Annotated in this window: 16 protein-coding genes; 5 read left to right on the forward strand and 11 right to left on the reverse strand. The window is 58.5% G+C overall.

The features are described from left to right. The 4 genes from GOQ28_RS01035 to fliD form a co-directional block, all read right to left on the reverse strand. The coding region (locus GOQ28_RS01035; protein ID WP_160355078.1) for a hypothetical protein at nucleotides 1-234 on the reverse strand (234 nt) is incomplete at its 3' end. Continuing rightward, the gene (locus tag GOQ28_RS01040) at nucleotides 231-596 is read right to left on the reverse strand and encodes a flagellar protein FliT (protein WP_160355079.1); all 366 of its coding nucleotides are present in this window, start codon (nucleotides 594-596) and stop codon (nucleotides 231-233) included. The genes GOQ28_RS01035 and GOQ28_RS01040, both read right to left, overlap by 4 nt. A 105-nt stretch (nucleotides 597-701) precedes the next feature. Next, the gene (gene fliS / locus GOQ28_RS01045) at nucleotides 702-1,112 is read right to left on the reverse strand and encodes a flagellar export chaperone FliS (RefSeq protein WP_160355080.1); all 411 of its coding nucleotides are present in this window, start codon (nucleotides 1,110-1,112) and stop codon (nucleotides 702-704) included. After that, a complete protein-coding gene (gene fliD / locus GOQ28_RS01050) occupies nucleotides 1,109-2,473 on the reverse strand; it encodes a flagellar filament capping protein FliD (RefSeq protein WP_160355081.1) in 1,365 nt (454 codons plus the stop codon). Before fliD ends, fliS begins: the two co-directional genes overlap by 4 nt. A 269-nt stretch (nucleotides 2,474-2,742) precedes the next feature. On the opposite strand from fliD, the gene GOQ28_RS01055 reads away from it, so the two are divergent. The 5 genes from GOQ28_RS01055 to GOQ28_RS01075 all read left to right on the forward strand — a co-directional run bounded on the left by GOQ28_RS01055 (nucleotide 2,743) and on the right by GOQ28_RS01075 (nucleotide 7,087). Beyond that, complete coding sequence (locus GOQ28_RS01055) at nucleotides 2,743-3,498, forward strand: RNA polymerase sigma factor FliA (protein ID WP_160355082.1); 756 nt, start codon at nucleotides 2,743-2,745, stop codon at nucleotides 3,496-3,498. Between the two features lie 117 nt (nucleotides 3,499-3,615). Next, nucleotides 3,616-4,731, forward strand: coding sequence for a FliC/FljB family flagellin (locus GOQ28_RS01060; RefSeq protein WP_160355083.1), 1,116 nt, complete (start codon nucleotides 3,616-3,618; stop codon nucleotides 4,729-4,731). 226 nt (nucleotides 4,732-4,957) lie between these two features. Then, nucleotides 4,958-5,224, forward strand: coding sequence for a helix-turn-helix domain-containing protein (locus tag GOQ28_RS01065; protein ID WP_160355084.1), 267 nt, complete (start codon nucleotides 4,958-4,960; stop codon nucleotides 5,222-5,224). Then, entirely contained in the window at nucleotides 5,221-6,528 is a 1,308-nt protein-coding gene (locus tag GOQ28_RS01070) for a HipA domain-containing protein (RefSeq protein WP_336603714.1), read from the forward strand. The genes GOQ28_RS01065 and GOQ28_RS01070 overlap by 4 nt, the downstream gene beginning before the upstream one ends. 64 nt (nucleotides 6,529-6,592) lie before the next feature. Further along, a complete protein-coding gene (locus tag GOQ28_RS01075; RefSeq protein ID WP_160355086.1) occupies nucleotides 6,593-7,087 on the forward strand; it encodes a MarR family winged helix-turn-helix transcriptional regulator in 495 nt (164 codons plus the stop codon). Nucleotides 7,088-7,113: 26 nt separating this feature from the next. On the opposite strand, the gene GOQ28_RS01080 is transcribed toward GOQ28_RS01075, so the two are convergent. The 7 genes from GOQ28_RS01080 to GOQ28_RS01110 form a co-directional block, all read right to left on the reverse strand. Continuing rightward, complete coding sequence (locus tag GOQ28_RS01080; protein WP_160355087.1) at nucleotides 7,114-8,715, reverse strand: gamma-glutamyltransferase family protein; 1,602 nt, start codon at nucleotides 8,713-8,715, stop codon at nucleotides 7,114-7,116. A 25-nt stretch (nucleotides 8,716-8,740) separates the two neighbouring features. Continuing rightward, complete coding sequence (locus tag GOQ28_RS01085; RefSeq protein WP_236844176.1) at nucleotides 8,741-9,751, reverse strand: Bug family tripartite tricarboxylate transporter substrate binding protein; 1,011 nt, start codon at nucleotides 9,749-9,751, stop codon at nucleotides 8,741-8,743. 230 nt (nucleotides 9,752-9,981) lie between these two features. Further along, the gene (locus GOQ28_RS01090; protein ID WP_160355088.1) at nucleotides 9,982-12,204 is read right to left on the reverse strand and encodes a hypothetical protein; all 2,223 of its coding nucleotides are present in this window, start codon (nucleotides 12,202-12,204) and stop codon (nucleotides 9,982-9,984) included. 133 nt (nucleotides 12,205-12,337) lie between these two features. Further along, nucleotides 12,338-14,365: a hypothetical protein gene (locus GOQ28_RS01095; protein WP_160355089.1), complete on the reverse strand. Its 2,028-nt coding sequence runs from the start codon at nucleotides 14,363-14,365 to the stop codon at nucleotides 12,338-12,340. Nucleotides 14,366-14,714: 349 nt separating this feature from the next. Then, nucleotides 14,715-16,955: a hypothetical protein gene (locus GOQ28_RS01100; protein WP_160355090.1), complete on the reverse strand. Its 2,241-nt coding sequence runs from the start codon at nucleotides 16,953-16,955 to the stop codon at nucleotides 14,715-14,717. 208 nt (nucleotides 16,956-17,163) lie between these two features. Beyond that, nucleotides 17,164-18,060 carry a lipid A hydroxylase LpxO gene (gene lpxO, locus GOQ28_RS01105; RefSeq protein WP_160355091.1) on the reverse strand — a complete coding sequence of 299 codons (897 nt, stop codon included), beginning with the start codon at nucleotides 18,058-18,060 and terminating at the stop codon, nucleotides 17,164-17,166. 200 nt (nucleotides 18,061-18,260) lie between these two features. Next, on the reverse strand, nucleotides 18,261-18,512 hold the full coding sequence (locus tag GOQ28_RS01110; protein ID WP_160355092.1) for a hypothetical protein: 252 nt from the start codon (nucleotides 18,510-18,512) through the stop codon (nucleotides 18,261-18,263). Nucleotides 18,513-18,611 lie beyond the last annotated feature (99 nt).

Raw genomic sequence — 18,611 nt, forward strand, 5'->3', positions numbered from 1 at the left:
GGCCAGATGGCGCGCGGGGGCGTTGGCTTGCCCCGGCTGCTTGGCCGCGATTGTTTGCGCAAAGCCGAGCTTCGCGGTGCTGGATTCGGTGGCAGGTACCGTAGACGCGGCCGCCGCGGGCGATACCGCGCGCCCGCGCCCGGCCTTCGCCAGCTGCGTATGTGCGGCTAGGGGAATGCCGAGCGCGGACTCAATACGCTGCACGAGCAAGGTATTGAGGCCGGATAGCTTCACTGCAACATGCTTCCGGAGGGCGTGCCGTAAGCGCGCAGCATGCACTTTTGCTTATTCAGTTGCACCAGCATTTGGCCCAGTCGAGCCAGCCCGGGCATAGCCAGGTCGCGCACCGCGGCATCATTGTTCAGTATCTGCCGCAATAATTGCGCGCGGTCCTCCCGGTTTTGCAGACTTGCGAGCTGTGCGGCCGGGATGCCGCGCAACGTTTCCACGGTGCTGCAATAGGCTTGACCCAGTTCTATCAGATGGTCCCAATCCTGGTCTTGCGCTGCGATGCGCATCGCACCCGTGATGGTGACGATCTGTTGATAGATCGCGATGACGGAGCTTTCAGATAGGGAAGCGGAAGTGGTTGGCATAGGGGTCTGGGTGGGAGTCTCGTGGGCCTGACTTGGTTGTTGCTTGTTAATAGTCGGCCTTCGTATTGATTATGTCGACGCTTTGATGCGTGCCCGATGCTGGGATTATGCCTGCAGTTGGCCCGTCGCCGCGTTCCAGGCGCTAGACAGATCATCCAGCATCGCGAGCACGGTATTGAGATGCTCCGCGTTGGCTTGGACATTCGCCAACAACAGGTGATGGGCCATGAGGTCATAGCTGAGGATAAGGCTCTTGGCGACTTCGCCTTGCGACTCATCCACGCTTGCCTTCAAGCCGTGCAGAATGATGTCCAGCGCTTTTGAGATGGCTGCGCCGCGCTCGGGCACTTGGCCCGCTTCGAGGTGAAACTGAGCCTTGGTGACGGAGGAGCGAGCAGCATCGAACAGCATGCTGATCAATTTCACGGGCGAGGCGCTACGTACAGATGTTTCCAACCCTACCGTGGCATACGAGTGGGCTAGCCGGCGAGAGCCGCGTAGCGGTGTCGTCATCATGATTTTTGTGATCCCAGTAGAGATAGTTGTTGGGTAAGATACGAGCTTGTCGTGTTCATCTGAGCCACCATGGCGTCCATGGCGGCGAATTGCTTGCGATAGATCTCGACTTGCGCGTCAATGCGTGCTTGCGCGCTCGTGTATTGACGATCCAGATCTTTGCGCTGTTTGGATGCCCCCTCCGATGCCGTCACCAGCAGGCCCACCTTGGCGTCGGTGAACGCTTCGGTGATCGCCATCGCCTTAGCTGCCACCCCTGAGTCACCACGGAACAAGGCTTGAACGTCAACGGGCTTTTCAGTGAGCGCTTTGCTGAGTACGGCATCATCGATCTTCAGCTGCCCGGATATCGGATCGGTACGAATCCCGATCTGTGACAGCATGCTAAAGGCGCCGGAACCGGATGTGGTGTTCAGGATGTCGCCCATGCGAGTTTGGATCTTGCGGGCAAGCGAGTCGCCGGTGAGCGCGCTCATGGTCTGGTTCTCGACGTCGAACGCGGTGACTTGTTTGACCTTCTTCAGCACTTCGTTATAGCGGTCAACGAAGGTTTTGATCGCGTCTTTCACGCCCTGAGAGTCGCCGGATACGCTCAATGAATTGCCAGCTTCGCTGGTTCCTTTTAGCGTGAGCGTTACTCCGTCGAGGACGTTGGTTACGGTATTGCTTTGCGAAGAAATCGAAACGCCGTTGATTTCCAGCAAGGCGTTGCTAGCTGCGGATTCCGTGACGGTGGAGTCTTCCGAACCGAACTTCATCAACGTGTCGAGTTCGGTGTTGCCGCTGACCGAGATACTTGTCACGGCGGCGTCAGTGCCCGTCTTAGTGGTGGAAAGAATCAGCTGATAGGGCGCGTCGGAGCCGTTATTCAGGATCGTAGCGCGTACACCTAAATCTTCCTGCCCATTGATGGCCCCGACAATGTCGTTCAACGACGTGCCCGTAGTGGCAAGGTCGATTTCCTTGGTCTGCCCATTGATGGTGAAGCTGATCTTGCCGCCGGAGCCTATGCCTTCCGTACGGCTGGCCTGACCCGTCATCGCCAGCGATTGCGTCGTGGCCAGCGTGTTGACCTTGATGCGGTAGTCGCCGGCCAAGGCACCGGTCGTGGCCGTGGCCGTGAAGTCCGAACCGACGACGGTCGCCTTCATGCTGTCAAAGGCGTCCTCGAGCAATGCCTTGGCTGCGGTGCTCACGTTAGTGAGTTCGTTCTTGAGCTGGCCATAGGCGGAGATCCGGGCGTCGACGTTCTTTTGCCGCGTGGTGATCGCGGTCAGTTTTGACTCCTCGCTGGTACGCAAATTGTCCAGCAGCTCCGCCAGAGGCAGATTCGAGCCCACGCCGATCGATGAAATAGCCATGAAGTTCTCCTAACAGTTGGAATTTTCTCGCGGGCGTATCAAGCATGATCGACGCGAAAGCAGTCAATTACCCTGCCAATTCAAAGATTCATATCGCGCCAGGCGCCACCTCCTATTTACGGCACCGGCTCAAGATTATTTAGCCCCGGTTTTTCGACTGGACGCCAGTAAACGCGCGAATTGCCGACTAAACAGGCCTTATCTCTGCCAGAAGCCGATCCGACGCCCGCCGGATAATGCTCGTCGGTATACACGAGCCTCATCCACGCATGACATCGCCCACCGAAGCTCTTATCCAAGAGCACGCGCCTCTTGTTCGTCGGCTGGCCCTGAAGTTGGCGGCGAAATTGCCCGCCAATGTCGAGCTCGACGATCTGATCCAGTCTGGCATGATCGGGCTACTCGATGCCGCGAAGAAATATCAGAAAGGGCGGGGCGCACAGTTCACCAGCTACGCGATTACCCGCATCAACGGGGCGATGCTCGATGAGCTGCGCCGGCAGGACTGGCTGCCACGCAGCGCGCGCGCGCGTTCGCGCCAGATCGAATCGGCTATGCAGTCACTCGAACAGGAACTGGGGCGCAGCGCGACCGATCAGGAGATAGCCGAACACTTGGGTATCAGCACCGAGGACTTTCATAGTCTGCTTGATGACGCCCAAGGTATCCAGCTTGTGCATTACGAGGACCTGACAGGGGATCGCGGCGAATCCAGCGCGGCGAATGGCGGCATGCTCGATAGCCTGGTCAGCGAAGACGCCACGCCGTTGGATGCGTTGCTAAGCGGTGAGTTCAAGCATTGCCTGGTTCAAGCCATTGCGAGCCTGCCGGAAAAAGAAAAGCTGGTGCTGCATCTTGCCTATGAGCAAGATCTCAACTTTGCCGAGATCAGCGAGGTCTTGAACCTGAGCCGAGGACGCATCTCTCAAATAAAGACGCAAGCCGTTTTGCGCCTGCGGGCCGCGTTGAACGAGATGCATTGGACGGCGATGCCAGAAGAGACAGCACTTTCGTTGGTTTGCTGAACGCATAAAAAAGTTTAACTGCCGACCTAAACATTTCCAGGCTCCCGACGATAACCTCCTTGAAGCCTGATTATTGAGGCTTTCGGATGTAGTCCAAAATTTTTTCTGGAGCCCACCATGGCCGTTATCAATACCAACATTCTGGCGCTGAACTCGCAGACCAACCTGAACCGCTCGGCTTCGGCCTTGGGCAGCGCCATCGAGCGCCTGTCGTCGGGCCTGCGCATCAACAGCGCCAAGGACGACGCTGCTGGTCAAGCGATTGCAAACCGCTTCACCGCCAACATCAAGGGTCTGACGCAAGCTGCTCGTAACGCAAACGACGGCGTGTCGATTGCTCAGACGACCGAAGGCTCGCTGAACGAAATCAACAGCAACTTGCAACGCATCCGTGAACTGACGGTGCAAGCTCAAAACGGTTCGAACTCGGCCGAAGATCAGGCTTCGATCCAGAACGAAATCCAAGAGCGTATGGACGAAATTGATCGCGTTTCGAAGGAAACGCAGTTCAACGGCAAGTACGTTCTGGGTGACGATGCTACCTCCCTGACGATCCAAGTCGGCGCGCACGACAATCAGAAGATTGATATCGAGCTCAAGCGTATCGACACGACGACATTGGAGTTGAAGGGCTTCAACGTCAGCGGCGTGAGCGGCGCGATTACTCAGCTCAAGGAAACGTCGGGCACGAGCGGTGGCGTGGTCACCAAAGATGTTGAGATTGACACGAGCGCCGGTAGCGATGTGCCCGAAGGTCTGACGCTGCACAGCTACAACAACGGTGCAAACTATGCGCTGCGCGACGCCAACGGCAACATGTACAAAATCGACGCTGCCGATATCGAACTCGATGCGGACGCAGCCGAATATGGCAAAGTTACCATCGACTTCGACGCTGACGGGTGGGCCGCCGCCAAAGCTGACTACGCCACCGATGTCGAGGCTGGCTTGGCTGGTACCGCTAATCCTCTCGCCGCGCTGGACAAGGCTTTGCAAACCGTCGACGATCTGCGCAGCCACCTGGGCGCGATCCAGAACCGTTTCGAATCGACGATCGCTAACCTGAACAACACCGTCAACAACTTGTCCGCAGCTCGTTCGCGTATCGAAGACGCCGACTACGCAGTCGAAGTCTCCAACATGACGCGCGCTCAGATCCTGCAACAAGCTGGTACCTCGGTTCTGGCTCAAGCCAACCAAGTGCCGCAAGGCGTTCTGTCGCTGCTGCGTTAATCCCACGCGGTATGGAGGGCGCTTGGCGTCCTTCGATGGAATGATGAGAACCGCCATTTCCTTCGGGGATGGCGGTTTTCTTTTGCTTTTCTGTATTGGAAAATCCTTATGATTCTGCGGATTATATGCACATAGATCCAGCGGATTCCGTAATCCTCACGGTCACGAGGATTCTGTTGCCATATTCCTCCCAATCAAGCAAAATCCTCACAAACGTGAGGACGCCATGCAAATTACCATCCACAACGCCGCCGCCATCGGCGCCGTCGTCCGCGCCACCCGCAAGGCGCAAAAAATCCGCCAGGACGACGCCGCCGGCAGTATAGGCGTCAGCGAAAACTTTCTCGGCAAAGTCGAGCGCGGCAGCGACTCGGTCCAATGGGGCAAGCTTTTCCAGGTCCTCGAAGGCCTGGGCGTGCGTGTCATCGTGGACGTGCCCGACTCCGTGGCCACCGACCTGGCCCGCGCGATCAGCACCGGGAAACAACCGTGACGGCGCGATCGCTGATCGCCTCGATCGACCAGAACGAGGTCGGTACCCTGGAGGAAGTCAACGGCCTCTGGTCTTTTCGTTATGCCCGCGCATGGCTCGATGATCCGCGTCACTTCCCCTTAAGCCCGCACCTGCCTCTGTCGCTCGACCCCCTCATCGATGGCGCCTCCGTGCGCCCGGTGCAGTGGTACTTCGATAACCTGCTACCCGAGGAAGGCCAGCGCATCCTCCTCGCGCAGGACGCGCGGCTGCAGGCGGCCGATGCATTTGGACTGCTGGCCTGGTACGGGGCGGAATCCGCGGGATCGCTGACCTTGTTGCCGCCCGGGCGCACGCTGGATGCACCCGTACCCTTGCGCCCGCTACCGGATGATGCCCTGCACATCCGCATCCGCCATCTTCCGAAAGTCCCCTTGACCCAAGGCGCCGTCAAACGCATGTCACTCGCGGGTGCACAACACAAGCTGGCGGTGGTCCTGCGTGACGACGCGTTATACGAACCAGCGGGTGCCACGCCATCGACGCATATCCTCAAGCCCGACCACCCCGACGAAGACTATGCGCATTCGGTCATTAACGAATGGTTCGTCATGCGCCTGGCCCGTCGCCTCGGCCTCATCGTGCCCGATGTGCACCGGCGCTACGTGCCGTCGCCGGTGTATCTGATAGATCGATTCGATCGAGTCGCCGACGCACACGGCTGGCACCGGCGACATGCGATCGACGCGTGCCAACTGCTGGGCTTGGATCGCAGCTTCAAGTATTCCGAAGGGCGCATGGAGAACCTCGCCGCTTTGGCCGCCGCATGCAGAAGCCCCGCCGTCGCGCGCGCCCGGCTCTATGGATGGCTGGTGTTCAATGTGCTGGTCGGCAATGCCGACGCCCATCTCAAGAACCTGAGCTTTCTCGTCTCGCACGATGGGGTGCAGCTGGCGCCGTTTTACGATCTGCTCAGCGTCGCGGCCTACGATACGCCGGCATTCGACAAGACCGGCTGGCCCAACACGACGCAGCTGGCATGGCCCCTGCTGGATGTCCGGCAGTTTGCACAAGTAGACCGAAAATTATTGTTGGAAGCCGGAGCGGCTTTGCATCTGAATCGAGGCACCGCGCAACGCATCATGGATAGCCTGCTGCGCAAGGTGCTGCCCGAGAGCGAGGCCCTCTACGCGGAAACGCAAGCCGAGAATACCCGCCTCATCGCGGCGCAGCCCGACCTCGCGGCGACGATGGCAGGCGAGTCTCGTTGCTTGAGGGCAATCATTCACTCCGTCATTAAAACCATGGTGCAGCGCTTGGCGTGATCGCATCGCGAGGCCACAAGCCATTCCCTGTATCATTTCCCCGTCAATCAATGTTGGAGACACCATGGCGGCATCTCGCACCAAGAAACCGGAAGACCCCGAGATCGATCCGACCCAGTTGCTGGCCTATCGTGTGCTGACGCTGAGTCAGCTGCTGAATCGTGGCATCGAAGTGATTCTGGAATCGGACCTGGGCCTATCCGTGCGTCAGTGGCGCGTGGTGCTGTGCATCGCCACACGCGGGCCGCAATCGGTACAAGACATCGCCGATTTTTGCCGATATGACAAAAGCCAAGTCAGCCGCGCGGTGGCCGAGCTGCTCGAAAAGAAGCTCGTGGCCACCGGCGTCAGCCCTACCGACGGGCGCCGCGTTCTGGTACGCCTGACCGCGGCAGGCCGGGAGAAGTTCAAGCGCGGCATGCCGCTTAGTCTGGCGCGGCAAGAGCGCCTTGCCAGTTGCCTGAGCCGAAATCAGTTGCAGACCTTCGACAAAGCCCTGCAAACGCTGATTCAGCAGGCCGAGGTGATGCTGCAAGAAGCGCACGATCAGCGGGGCTGAGCCCGCTCATCGTACGCCGGCGTCAATCACCAGCCACCGGCGTGACCGTCCTTGCGGTGGTCCGACGCGCCCAGGTAGCCATCCACCAAACGGGCAATCGCCTGCGATCCGCCGAACTCGTCAGAGAAGCGGGGCGCCACTTCGATTTTGTGGCCCTTTTCGCGCAGGGCGGCAACCACATCGCTCGGGAAGTTCCATTCCACCAGCACAGTGACGTTGTCTTCCAGAATGCGCCAGCGCGGCGCATCGATCACGGCTTGTGGGTTTTGGCCGTGCGCGATGCGCGCCGTCACCTGCATGTGACCTTGCGCCTGCAAGGATCCGCCCATCACGCCAAAACTCATCAGCGGCTTGCCATCGCGCATCAAGAAGCCGGGGATGATGGTGTGGAACGGACGCTTGCGCGGGCCGACCTGGTTAGGATGACCAGGCAGCAGATTAAAGCCCCAGCCCCGATTATGCAGCGCGATACCCGTGTCGGGCACGACCAGTCCCGAGCCGAAGCCTTTGAAGTTGGACTGAATGAAGGACACCATCATGCCGCTGGCATCGGCCGTGGTCAGATAGGTGGTACCGCCTTTTAATGGCAGCCCGGGACCGGGATAGCGGGCTTGCGCCGGGTCGATTTCTTGCGCCCGCGAGGCCAGATACGCCGGATTCAACAGCGCCTGGGCATCGACTTCATTCATATAGCGGGGATCGGCGACATAACGATGCATGTCCGCCAACGCCAGCTTCATGGCTTCGATCTGCGCATGGAAGTACTCCGTGGAATCGACCGGCAGACCCGGTGCGCCGAAGGCGTCGAGCATGCCCAGCGCCATCAGCGCGCCAATGCCTTGGCCGTTGGGGCCGATTTCGTGTAGCTCGATGTCCTGATAACGCTGCGAGATCGGCTGTACCCAATCGACCTCATGCGCTTCCAGATCGGCACGGGTGAGGGCGCCGCCTGTTGCCTGGGCATAGGCCGCTATGCGGTCCGCCAAAGCGCCACGGTAGAACGACTCGCCTTCGCTGCGGGCGATTTCCTCCAGGGTAGCGGCCTGGCCGGGGCAAATGAAACGCTGGCCCGGGGCGGGCGCATGGCCGCCGGGCGCAAAGGCCTCGACGAATCCGGGGATGTGTTTGATATCGGCGATCTGGGTTTCCCATTGCCGGCTGGCGATCGGTGTCACGATATAGCCATCCCGCGCATAGCGGATCGCGGCTTTGAACAGATCCGCGAATGGCAGCTTGCCAAATCGCTTGGATAGCGCCACCCAGCCCGAGACAGCGCCAGGCACCGTCACCGAATCCCAGCCGCGCGACGGCATCTGTTCGTATTTCGAAAAATACTCCGGCGTCCAAGCCTGCGGCGAGCGCCCGGAAGCATTCAGGCCGTGCAGTTGTTCGCCATCCCAAATAATGGCGAACAAATCCCCACCGATACCGTTCATGCACGGAGCGACCACTGTCATCGCGATGCCAGCGGCCACGGCCGCATCGACCGCGTTGCCGCCGGCAGCCAGGGCCTGCAGCGCTGCCTGGGTGGCCAGGGGCTGTTCCGTGCACGCGACGTTTTCAGCCAGTACCGGCATGCGTTGCGAGGTATAGGGAAAGGCCCACTGCGAGCCGTCAAATGAAGCCATGCTGATTCCTGAAGTAAATATCGGCTTAGTTGGATGCGGTTCCCAGCTTTTTCGCGAGATTCGGCCACAGGGCGAATTCTTTCGCGAGTTGCGGGCGAAGTTCTTCGGGGGAGGTGAAGCGGGCCACTATGCCGCTGTTCTGCAAGGTGGCGATCACCTCGTCGTTGGCGACAGCTTGACGCACGGCGTCGGTCAACACATTGAGGTTCGCGGGCGGGGTATTGGCCGGCGCCAGCAGCACGAAAGCGTTGTCGGCCTTCAGGTCATAGCCGAGCTCAGCCATGGTGGGGACGTCGGGCAACTGCGGCACGCGGTTGCTGGCCGCGGTGGCCAGGGGCACCAGCTTGCCGGCGCGAACATGGGGTAGCACCGACGAAACGCTGTCGAACATCATGCTGGTTTCACCGGTGATCAATCCGGGTATCGCTTCGGAACTGCCTTTGTAGGGGACATGCGATGCCGACACGCCAGCGCCGTCCAGAAACACTGCTGACTCGATATGGGACAACGATCCGGCTCCCTGCGACGCGTAGTGATAGTGGCCGGGACGGCTTTTCAGCAGTTCCACCAGTTCTTTGACGGACTTCACGCCCAGCGACGCCGGGACGACCAGCATATGCGGTGCGTCGGCCATGCCGGCCACGGCCGAGAAATCGCGTTCGATATCCGGCAGGTCCTTATAGGTCACGCTGGCAATCGCCACGCCCGCCAGCGGGACCAGGCCGATGGTGTAGCCATCGGGCGCGGCATTCGCCAGATTCTTGTAGCCGATGGTCGTCGCCGCGCCGGGCTTGTTCTCGACGATGACTTGCTGATTCAGCGTCTGCGACATGTGTCGCGCAATCGCACGCGCCGAGGTGTCCCCCGCACCGCCGGGCGGGGCGGGGACGATCAGTTTTACGGGCTTGGCCGGAAAATCGGCCTGGGCGCCTAGCGCCTGGGCCATAGCCGGCGCCATACCGGCCGCCAGTCCAAAGCCCACCACACATTGAAGCAGTTTACGCAAAACAGGGGTAACGCCGGTCAGACTCGTCATCGATCGCTCCTGGGCAAAGGGCCCGGCGGCTGCAGGACTCGCGCCGCTTCTATGGTGGTCCGTGGAGCGGATCATATCGATGAGATAGTTGCTACGTCAACTAGATTGACGGCGCGGTGGCACGTTCTTTTTCAGCACGTCGTCGTGTGGTGGCGCCGACCGGCAGGCGGCATTTCTGCTGCCACAGACGCACAATCAGCACCGATCCGTGCGGGGACGGGCGACGCCCGTCAGGGTTTGAGTATGTTTCCTTGCAGCGCGTCACGCGCGGCCGTGAGCCCGAGTGCGGCAAGATTGTTTAGCCTTGTCAAATTGGTGGCGTTAAAGGGGTTGGTTGCTAGTTCGAATACCACCGGATACGGATCCAGGCCCGCTTTCAACAGGAATTGCAACTTCGCGCTGACGTCGTGGCGAGGCGGGTTACCACTCAATTCCATTAAGGCATTCTTGCCCGCCTCCGGATGCTGACTCAGTAGCCGTCTTGTTGCTTCCTCCAGCCCCAAGTGGGCGGTCAGCAGCAGCGTCGCGGTGATGTTGGCACCGCGTAACATCAGGCAATCTTGAGCCAGTGCACGGACATAGGGCTCGGTGAGTGCCTTGTACGCCCGCAGCTGTGCATCATAAACTTTGTAGGGCATCCATGACATCAGCCGCGCGGCGGCTTCGTATCGTTTGGTTTGTAGCGCGATGAAAAACGCACGACAGATATCCGCGCCGATTTCATGCAACCGTTTCGCGCGCTCGGCGTCGTGCCTGAGGGCGGACTCCAGCAGCGCCCATGATCCGCAGGTCAGGTTGGGTATGAATTTCGCGGCCAGATCCCATTGGTCCTTCAGCGTCAACGCGAACAACACTTGGTTCTGAAGCGAGTGTCTTTCAGGATCGTAGGTAAGTAGATCGGTTTCAGACTCGTCTGGGTATCTGATGGCTTCACTTGCCTGAATCAAACCCTTGGCCTGCCCCCAGTCCGGTTCCGCTACACTCACTGTCGCTATGAGTGCGTCGGCGGCGTCCAGGCCGCATGTAATAAGCATCGCGGCCACACGTGGCCGCTCTAAGTCGACCAGAGTCTTGAGAGCCCTCACCGCCATACCCGTATTTTTCGGATCGTGAATGAGCATGCTTAGTTCATCGGCAGCGCTTTCATTCGCAGCGTTAATCATCCGTCTGACGATGTCGTCGCCGCTCGACTGACTGACCCTCTGGATTAGCTTCCGAAAGCCTTGGCGCTGGTCATCGTCAAGCAAGTTGGGATCGGCTCCAGCGAGAACCAGGAGTCGCACCGCTTTGGCGTTGCTCAATCTGCGTGCGGGATCGGAGTCGTTCTGCAGCCGTTCCAGTAGTGCGGCGGTAGGTACGCCGGCTGCCACGAGTTTTTGTGCCAGTGCCAGATTGCCGTGATGGACCACGGTTTCCAGCGCATGTTCGGGCACTACGCCAAGTTTCTGGAGTTCTTTTATCGTGTGAACAGAGCACTGCGCGATATCGCGCAGGCTCAGCGGGGTACTAGGATTCCATTGACGCAATTTCCGTACAGCCGTAGACATACCGCGCTGGTCGAACCAAAACAGCGCTTCTCTTTCCCACCTTGGGGGCAATTTGGAATCTTCTCGACCTTTGCTAAGTGAAGCGAGGGCATAAGTCCTAGCCGAATCAGGTCCGTACCACCCGGGTTGGTTCGTGATCAGCTTCGTCAGTACGCTTGCGTAGTCCACGCCACTTTGCAGCAAGAACTGCACGGTGCTTGAATCCAGCCTCTCGGCTGCTAGCATCAGCTGTTCGGACCAGTTGTGGCCCACGAGCGCCATCAACTCTACCGCCCGGTGCATACGCTGAGCGATCGCATATTGAAACATCAATGCATTGTCAATTCCCCGACTGCCTAGAAAGGTAACCGCTTCGTGCACATGCGCGCGGGACTGCATGGGTAGGTTGTATAGCCGGGCCATGGCATAGGATGGTTTTGCATCGGCCGCGATCAGTCGTTCACTGATCCGCTCATGGCTTGCTTGCATGACGCAATGCGCGAGCATTTCAGACAGGTCATCCTTGGCCCCGCCGCTTAACAAATTATCGATCAAGTCGACACTGATTCGCGAGGGCGCCTCCACGGCATATCGAAGCGGAGTTCTCCCATAAATATCTCTGTGATTGACTAAGCTCGTTGCCCAGCCATTAGTGGGATCGAGCAAAAAACACGCGATGGCCATGTGTCCGCCGGCGATCGCCTTATGCAGGCAGTTTTCTTTGTGATCGAAGCGAAGTGCGGGAATACTGGACGATGCTCCTGCCGCGAAGTGCTGGAATCGTTCTGTCGCCCCTTTGGCAATCAAGTCGGCTGCCTGGTTTTCCTGGGCTTTCTGAGTGGTCAGGTTGTTAGGGGGCGAAGCCTGCTGGTCTTTCAGTGCCGGCCGAAAATTAGCAGGTTTCTTTACAAAGCGGCGGGGGATCATTGCGAGTTTCCAAAGAAGCGGGCGTAAAGCCTTGCGGGGCTCCAATACAACACGCCCACCACGCGACGTTTGGGGCCTTCGAAAGAATAGGACGAATGCCATTCGCCCGGTCAGCGAAATATCGGCGCCAGTATCAGGGCTTGAATATTTTTTGCTTTAACGCGTTACGCGCGGCCATCAGCCCGAGCGCATCCAAGTTGCGCAACCGGGTCATGTTCGCGATGTCCTCCCGGTCCCGAGCCAGTTCCTCGACCAGAGGGCTCGGGTCTAAGCCGGCGTCCAGCAGGAACTGCAGCGTCGCGCTCTCGGCGGGGCTGGATGCTCCACGGCTCAGCACCTCCAGGATGGTTATCCCGGCTTCTGGATGTTGTTGCAACAAATGTTTTGCGGTTTTTTCATCTTTCAGTCGGACTGCGTCCTGCAGCCTCAAGGTGAGATCGATGCCGCGCAGCATCAGGACGTCTTCAGCCAGTGCGATGTCATTAGGAAGCGTCAGCGCATGCAATGCTCGCAGTCTTGCGTTATCCAGGCTAAAGGGCGCATATGCCATGACTCTGGCGGCGGCTTCGTATCGCTTGGTTTTGATCGCGATGATGAACGCGCCAATGATATCTGCCCCGGCATAGTGCAACCGTTTCATGCGCTCAGCGTCCTGCCTCAGCACGCACTCCAAGATTGCCCACGATCCGTCTGTCAGTCGCGGTATGAATTTTCTGACCACGTCCCATTTGTCCTGCAGCGTTAACTCCAACAAGACCTTGTTTTGAAAAGCGTGTCGGCCGAACTCGTCATATCGGTCAAAGCCGTCGCCTTGGCCCCGGTTGTTGACCTCATCGGGATAGGTATTGGCGTTAGCCGCCCGAACCAGGCTGTCAGCCAACGTCCAGTCTGGTTCCGTGACGCTGACGGTCTCTTTAAGCGCTTCGGCGGCGTTCAGTCCGCAGTTGATAATTGTCGCGGCCGCCCGCGGTCTTCCCAGCTCGACCAAAGCTTTGAGCATCGCTAATGCCTCGGGCACATTCTCCGGCTTGTCCAGTATCATGGCGAGTTCGTCGAATATGGCCGCACCGGCCCGTTTCTCCCAGGGGAACAAGGCCAGCGATATACCTACGTCTGATGGCTTCATCCGACGCACACGCTCCCTGATCTGCCGATATTCCTGGTAAGCCCCCGGATCCGCGACGCGGCGCGTAAGTAGCTGAGGATCGGCGCCAGCGAGAACCAGTAAGCGTGCTGCCGCGACGTTGTACCGCCTCGCTTTCGGGTTAACGTCGGCCGGCAGCTTGTCCATTGTAGGTGCGGTGGGTACCCCGGCTGCCACAAGTCTTCTCGCCTGGACTAGATGCCCGGTACGAATCAACTCCTCCAGAGAGTCCTTAGGTACCACATGCTGTTCTAGGAGCTCATCAATCGTGGCGACAGAACACCGCGCGATTTCGCGCAGGCTCAGTGAGAGATATGGCGCCCACTGTCCCAATTTACTCACCGCCGTGGACATGCCGCGCCGGTCGAACCAGAACAGTGCTTCTTTTTCCCACGTGGGGGGAAGCTTCAGGTTGCGTCGCTCGACGTGAATGAACGCCAGCGTTATGAAGGTCTTTGAGCCGGAATTATTTGGCACAGAACCGTCTGTTATCAGTTTGGTTATTACCCCTGAGTAGTCCATCCCACTCCGGAGCATGAACTGCACGGTACCTTCGTCACGTTCCCAGGCTGCTCGCGTAAACTGTCCGGACCAGTCATGGCCGAGAAGCGTCATTAGCGCTACTGCGCGATGCAGCCGGTGCTCTATTGCGTATTTAAATATCGGTGCGTTGTCGAATCCCTGGCTTCTGAGAAAGGACATCGCCTCGTGCGCATGCTCGCGGCAATGTATGGGTTGGTTGTAGAGCCAGGCCATGGCGTAGGATGGGTGCGCGTTGGCCGCGATCAATCGTTTGCTGATCGGTTCGTGATCCTTGCGCATGACGCAATGCGCCAGCATTTCAGAAAGATTATCTTCGGCCCCGGCATTGAGCAGGGCATCGACCAACTCAGGACCGAGTGCCCACGGCGTCTCTACCGCACACCGCAGCGGCGTTCTGCCCGCAATATCTCGATGATTGACCAAACGCTGCGCCCAGCCATTTACGGGATCGAGCAGAAAGGACACGATGTCCATGCTTCGGCATGCGATGGCCTTATGCAGGCAATTGTCTTGCCGATTGAAACGAAGGGCCGGGAGATCGGCCGATATCCCGGCCGCGAAACTCCGAAATTGTTTCGCCGCCCGTCGGCCAATCAAGTCGGCTGCCTGAGTTGCCAGGGGGTTCGTTGTCGCATCATTGCGTAGCGCCAGTAAAAGCTGGCAATCAGCAGAATTCTTTGTTGTAGATCGGGCGGGTATCATTCGCAGTCTCCGAAAAAGCCGGCGTAAAGCCTTGCGGGACTCCAATACAACATACCCACCACGCGGCGCTTGCAGCGTTCGGTGGAATAGGACGAATGCACTTCGCCTGGGCAGAGACTGATCAGTGCTTGGCGATTTTTCGTTTCAAGCCGTCAAGCGCGTGCGGGAGTCCGAGCGCGGCCAGGGTCTGCAATCTGCTGATGTTGGGCGGGTTTTTCCGGTCCCGAGATAATTCAGTGACGATAGGTTTATAGTCCAGGCCCACTTTCAGCAGGAATTGCAACGTTGCTCGCTTGCCATCGTTTGGTAAGCCCCGGGTGAGCTCCTCTAAGATGTATGTCCCTGCCTCCGGACGCTGTCGCAGAAGTTGTGCCGCGGTCATCTCGTCTCCGCGACTGATGACGTCCTTCAGTATCGAGGTAATTTGAATGCCGCTGACCATAAAGGCGTCTTGAACCAGTGCTTTGAGATCGCTATCGAGTGTGGACCTCAATATCCGCTGTTGCATTTCGTTGGCCTTGTGCGAGGCCCATGACATGAGTGTCGCTGCGGCTTCGTAGCGCGCCGTCATTAGCGCGAGGACGAATGCGCTACAGCTGTCTGCCCCGGCATTGTCCAGCTGCTTCGCGCGCACAGCGTCGCCCCTGAGGACGCAGTCCAAGACAGCCCACGATCCGTCGGTGAGTCGAGGCACCATCTTCTGGACCAGGTCCCATTGGTCCGCGAGTGTTAACTCTAACAGCACCTGGTTTTGAAGCGTGTTTCGACCCAAGGCGTCGTCTCGGCCGAGGTTGGCGTGTCGGTAGGCGACTGTGAACTCGTCTGTATAGCAAATGGCGGCAGCAGCCTCGATCAAGCTCTCTGCCATCGACCAGTCGGGTGGCGTTGCGCTCACTGCTGCCTTGAGCGCTTGGCCGGCATTCAAGCCGCATTTAAGAAGTGCAGCGGCCTCCAAGGGCCGATTCAATTCGATCAGAGTCCTCAGGCGCGCTAAGGCGTGGCTTGTATTTGTCGGCTCGTTAAGAAGCGCGGCTAGTACGTCGAGTTTTTTTACCGGAGCATTGAAGTTTGAGGGGAATTCGGCAATCCATGCTTGCCCTCTGGTGAGATCCGACTTACCCACGGACTGCGCCAGCCTCTGATATTCGAAGAGATAATCTTTGTTGAGGCGTTCGGGATCGACTCCGGCGAGAATCAGCAAACGGGCTGCGATGACATTGGGCCAATTCAAATGCGCATAGGGATGCACGGCTTGCAGTTTTTCTAATAGCGCCGCCGTGGGCGCGCCGGCTGCAACCAGTTTTCTGGCCTGGACAACATTCCCGTCACGAATCAGCGTTTCCAGGGCGTCATCGGGAAGCGCGTTTACTGATATGAGCGCTTTAATCGTCTCAACCGAGCACTGCGCGATATCGCGCAGGCGCAGCATTGGAGCAAGAGGCTCGCGTTTTGCCAATTCCTGCAGCGCCCCAGGCATGCTGCACTTGGCGAACCACAACAGCGCCTGTTTTTCCCCCGTCGGCGGCTTAGCCATTTCTTTTCGCGCGTTGATAAGACAATCGACAGCCCGGTTACTGGGCGTGTCAGGATGGGGTTGGCCATGGCAGGCTGGGATCAGCCTCGTCAATACTTGTGTGTAGTCGATGTCAGTACTGATCAACAACCGCAGGGCGTTCATGTCCCCTTTCGTGGCGGCTTGGGTGAGTCGTTCTGACCAGTTATGGCCTAGAAGCGTCATTAGCTTTATTGTTCGGGACAAACGGTTAGCTACTGCATACTTAAACATCAGCGCGTGGTCAATGTTGTAGCGACTGAGAAAGCACACCGCGCCGAGCCCGTTCATCGTTGGCAGTACGGGTTTGTTGTACAGCCGGGCCAACGCGTAGGAGGGATTTGCCTTGGCCGCGATTAATCGATCGCTAAATAATTCGTGCTTTTCGTGCACGACGCACATTGCCAGTATTTTGGAAAGGTCGTCCTTGGTCGCGTGCAGCAGTGCATCGATCAACTCGGACCCGGTGTGTTCGGGGCGCGTCACTGCATAGTGCAGCGGTGTCATTTCCCAGTCATCTTTGTGGTCGACTAGACTCTGCGCCCAACCATTGGCGGGATCGAGTAGAAACAGTGCAATGTCTGTCCGTTCGTATATCAGCGCCTCATGTAGGCAGTTTCGCCTATTGAAGCGCAGGCCTGGAATATCGGGCGATGTCTGTGCAACAAAATCCCTGAATTCGTCGATCGTCCCGTTAATGATTAAGCCTAGCGCCCGACCTTCCAGGGGGCGAGTTGGCGCATGGTTCTGCTGCGGCAGTAAAGGCTGGCGACTAGCGGAATTCGTCGTCGTTGAACGGGTGGGCTCCATTGAAAGTCTCCGAAAAAGCGGGCGTAAAGCCGTGCGGGACTCCAATACAACATACCCACCGTGCCGCTTTTTGAAGCCTTCCGTGAAATAGGACGAAGGTACTTCGCCCAGGGCTACGGCGCCGTGCGTATGCGCCGTATCGTTGCTGGCGGACGGGCTTTCTTACAGGCTTACCTGTTTAGTTTATTGTCGCCGTCCGCTGCGCACATCAGAGAAATATCAGTGCCAATATTCCCAACACCAATGCCCACTTCATTGCGTAGTACAAGGGTTTGCTGCGCTTTTTCACGCGTTTGCCAAACCGTCGCACCGCGTAAACGGTACCGAAAATCCGGTTAATGCCGCCGGTACGATCGCCTTCCTGGTTTGGCGAGGCCGCGGCACGCAGCAGCAAGGTGCCAAGGAAATGATTGACCGCTTGCGCCCAGCGGTAACGCATGGGCCGCTCGATGTCCGCGAACAGGATGATCCGGTTGGTATCGGTACGGTTCTCGGCGTAGTGGATGAACGTCTCATCGAACATCACGGCTTCGCCATCGCGCCAGTAGTAAGTCTGCCCGTCGACGTCGATGTAGCAGTCCGGGCTATTCGGCGTGATCAGCCCCAGGTGAAAGCGCAACGATCCGGCATAGGGGTCGCGATGGCGGGGCAGACGGCTACCGGGAGGTAAGGCCGCGAACATGGCGGCCTTGACGCTGGGCAGATCCGCCACCAAGCGCGTGGTGAGCGGGCACAGCGCGACGGCCGAGGCGGGATCGCTGCCATACCATTTCAAATAAAACCTTTTCCAGCCGCTTTTGAAGAACGAGTTAAAGCCCGCGTCGTTATATTTGTCGGAGGCGCGGATATGACCCTCGCTGAACAACTGCTCGGCCTCGGCGCGGATTTCCTGCCAACGGTCGATCAGCACCTTCAGTTCGGGAAAGTCCGCGAGATCCAGATAGGGCTTATTCGGTACGCGCGAAAACGCGTACATAAAGCAATTGATCGGCGCGGTGAAGGTGGAATGATCCAGCGCTTGCCGCGAAAACCGGTGTCGAACGCGACCGCGGAAATGGACCGCCAGCGCACAGACGACAAACACCGCCAATATCCACCATTTCATATTGCACCCAAATTCCCATCGCGGTCGCGATGGGTCAGTTTACCAATCGCCGGGAATGTACGACGATGAGAAACTATCTGCAACTTGGTGCGCGTATTTTTTACCGATGCAGCCAAAATCCCGTTGCTTAGCCTCGGCGTAGCGCAGCAGGGTGGTTAGTGAGGGCGCCCTGGGTGCGAGACGGCGCCCTACGAAGCTACTCATCCGTAAACCGGCTCACCGTTCTGCCCGACGGCCTTTACCTGGCGCAGAATCCGATAGGCCGCCTTTTCAGCCTCGTCGAGTTCGAAATAGGACGAGGCGTGGGGCGGATGCCAGACGCGTTCGGTTCCCACTGGCCCGGCGTCTTCGGGACGAGTCGCTACCCGTATAGCGAAACTTCCCTCAGTGGCCATAACCACGTCGCAGAAAACCCGGTAGCCGTTACGGCGAACTCCTGTAGCGATGTTCATTATGTTTCTTCCTCGAACTTTATGAAGCACGATTGCTGGAAACGCTACAGCAAGTACCGTGCCCACGACTGTTCAAGGAGGAGTTTCCCGTTGAAGCGG

It is taken from the genome of Bordetella sp. 02P26C-1 (assembly GCF_009763255.1).
Classification (GTDB): Bacteria; Pseudomonadota; Gammaproteobacteria; order Burkholderiales; family Burkholderiaceae_B; genus Bordetella_A.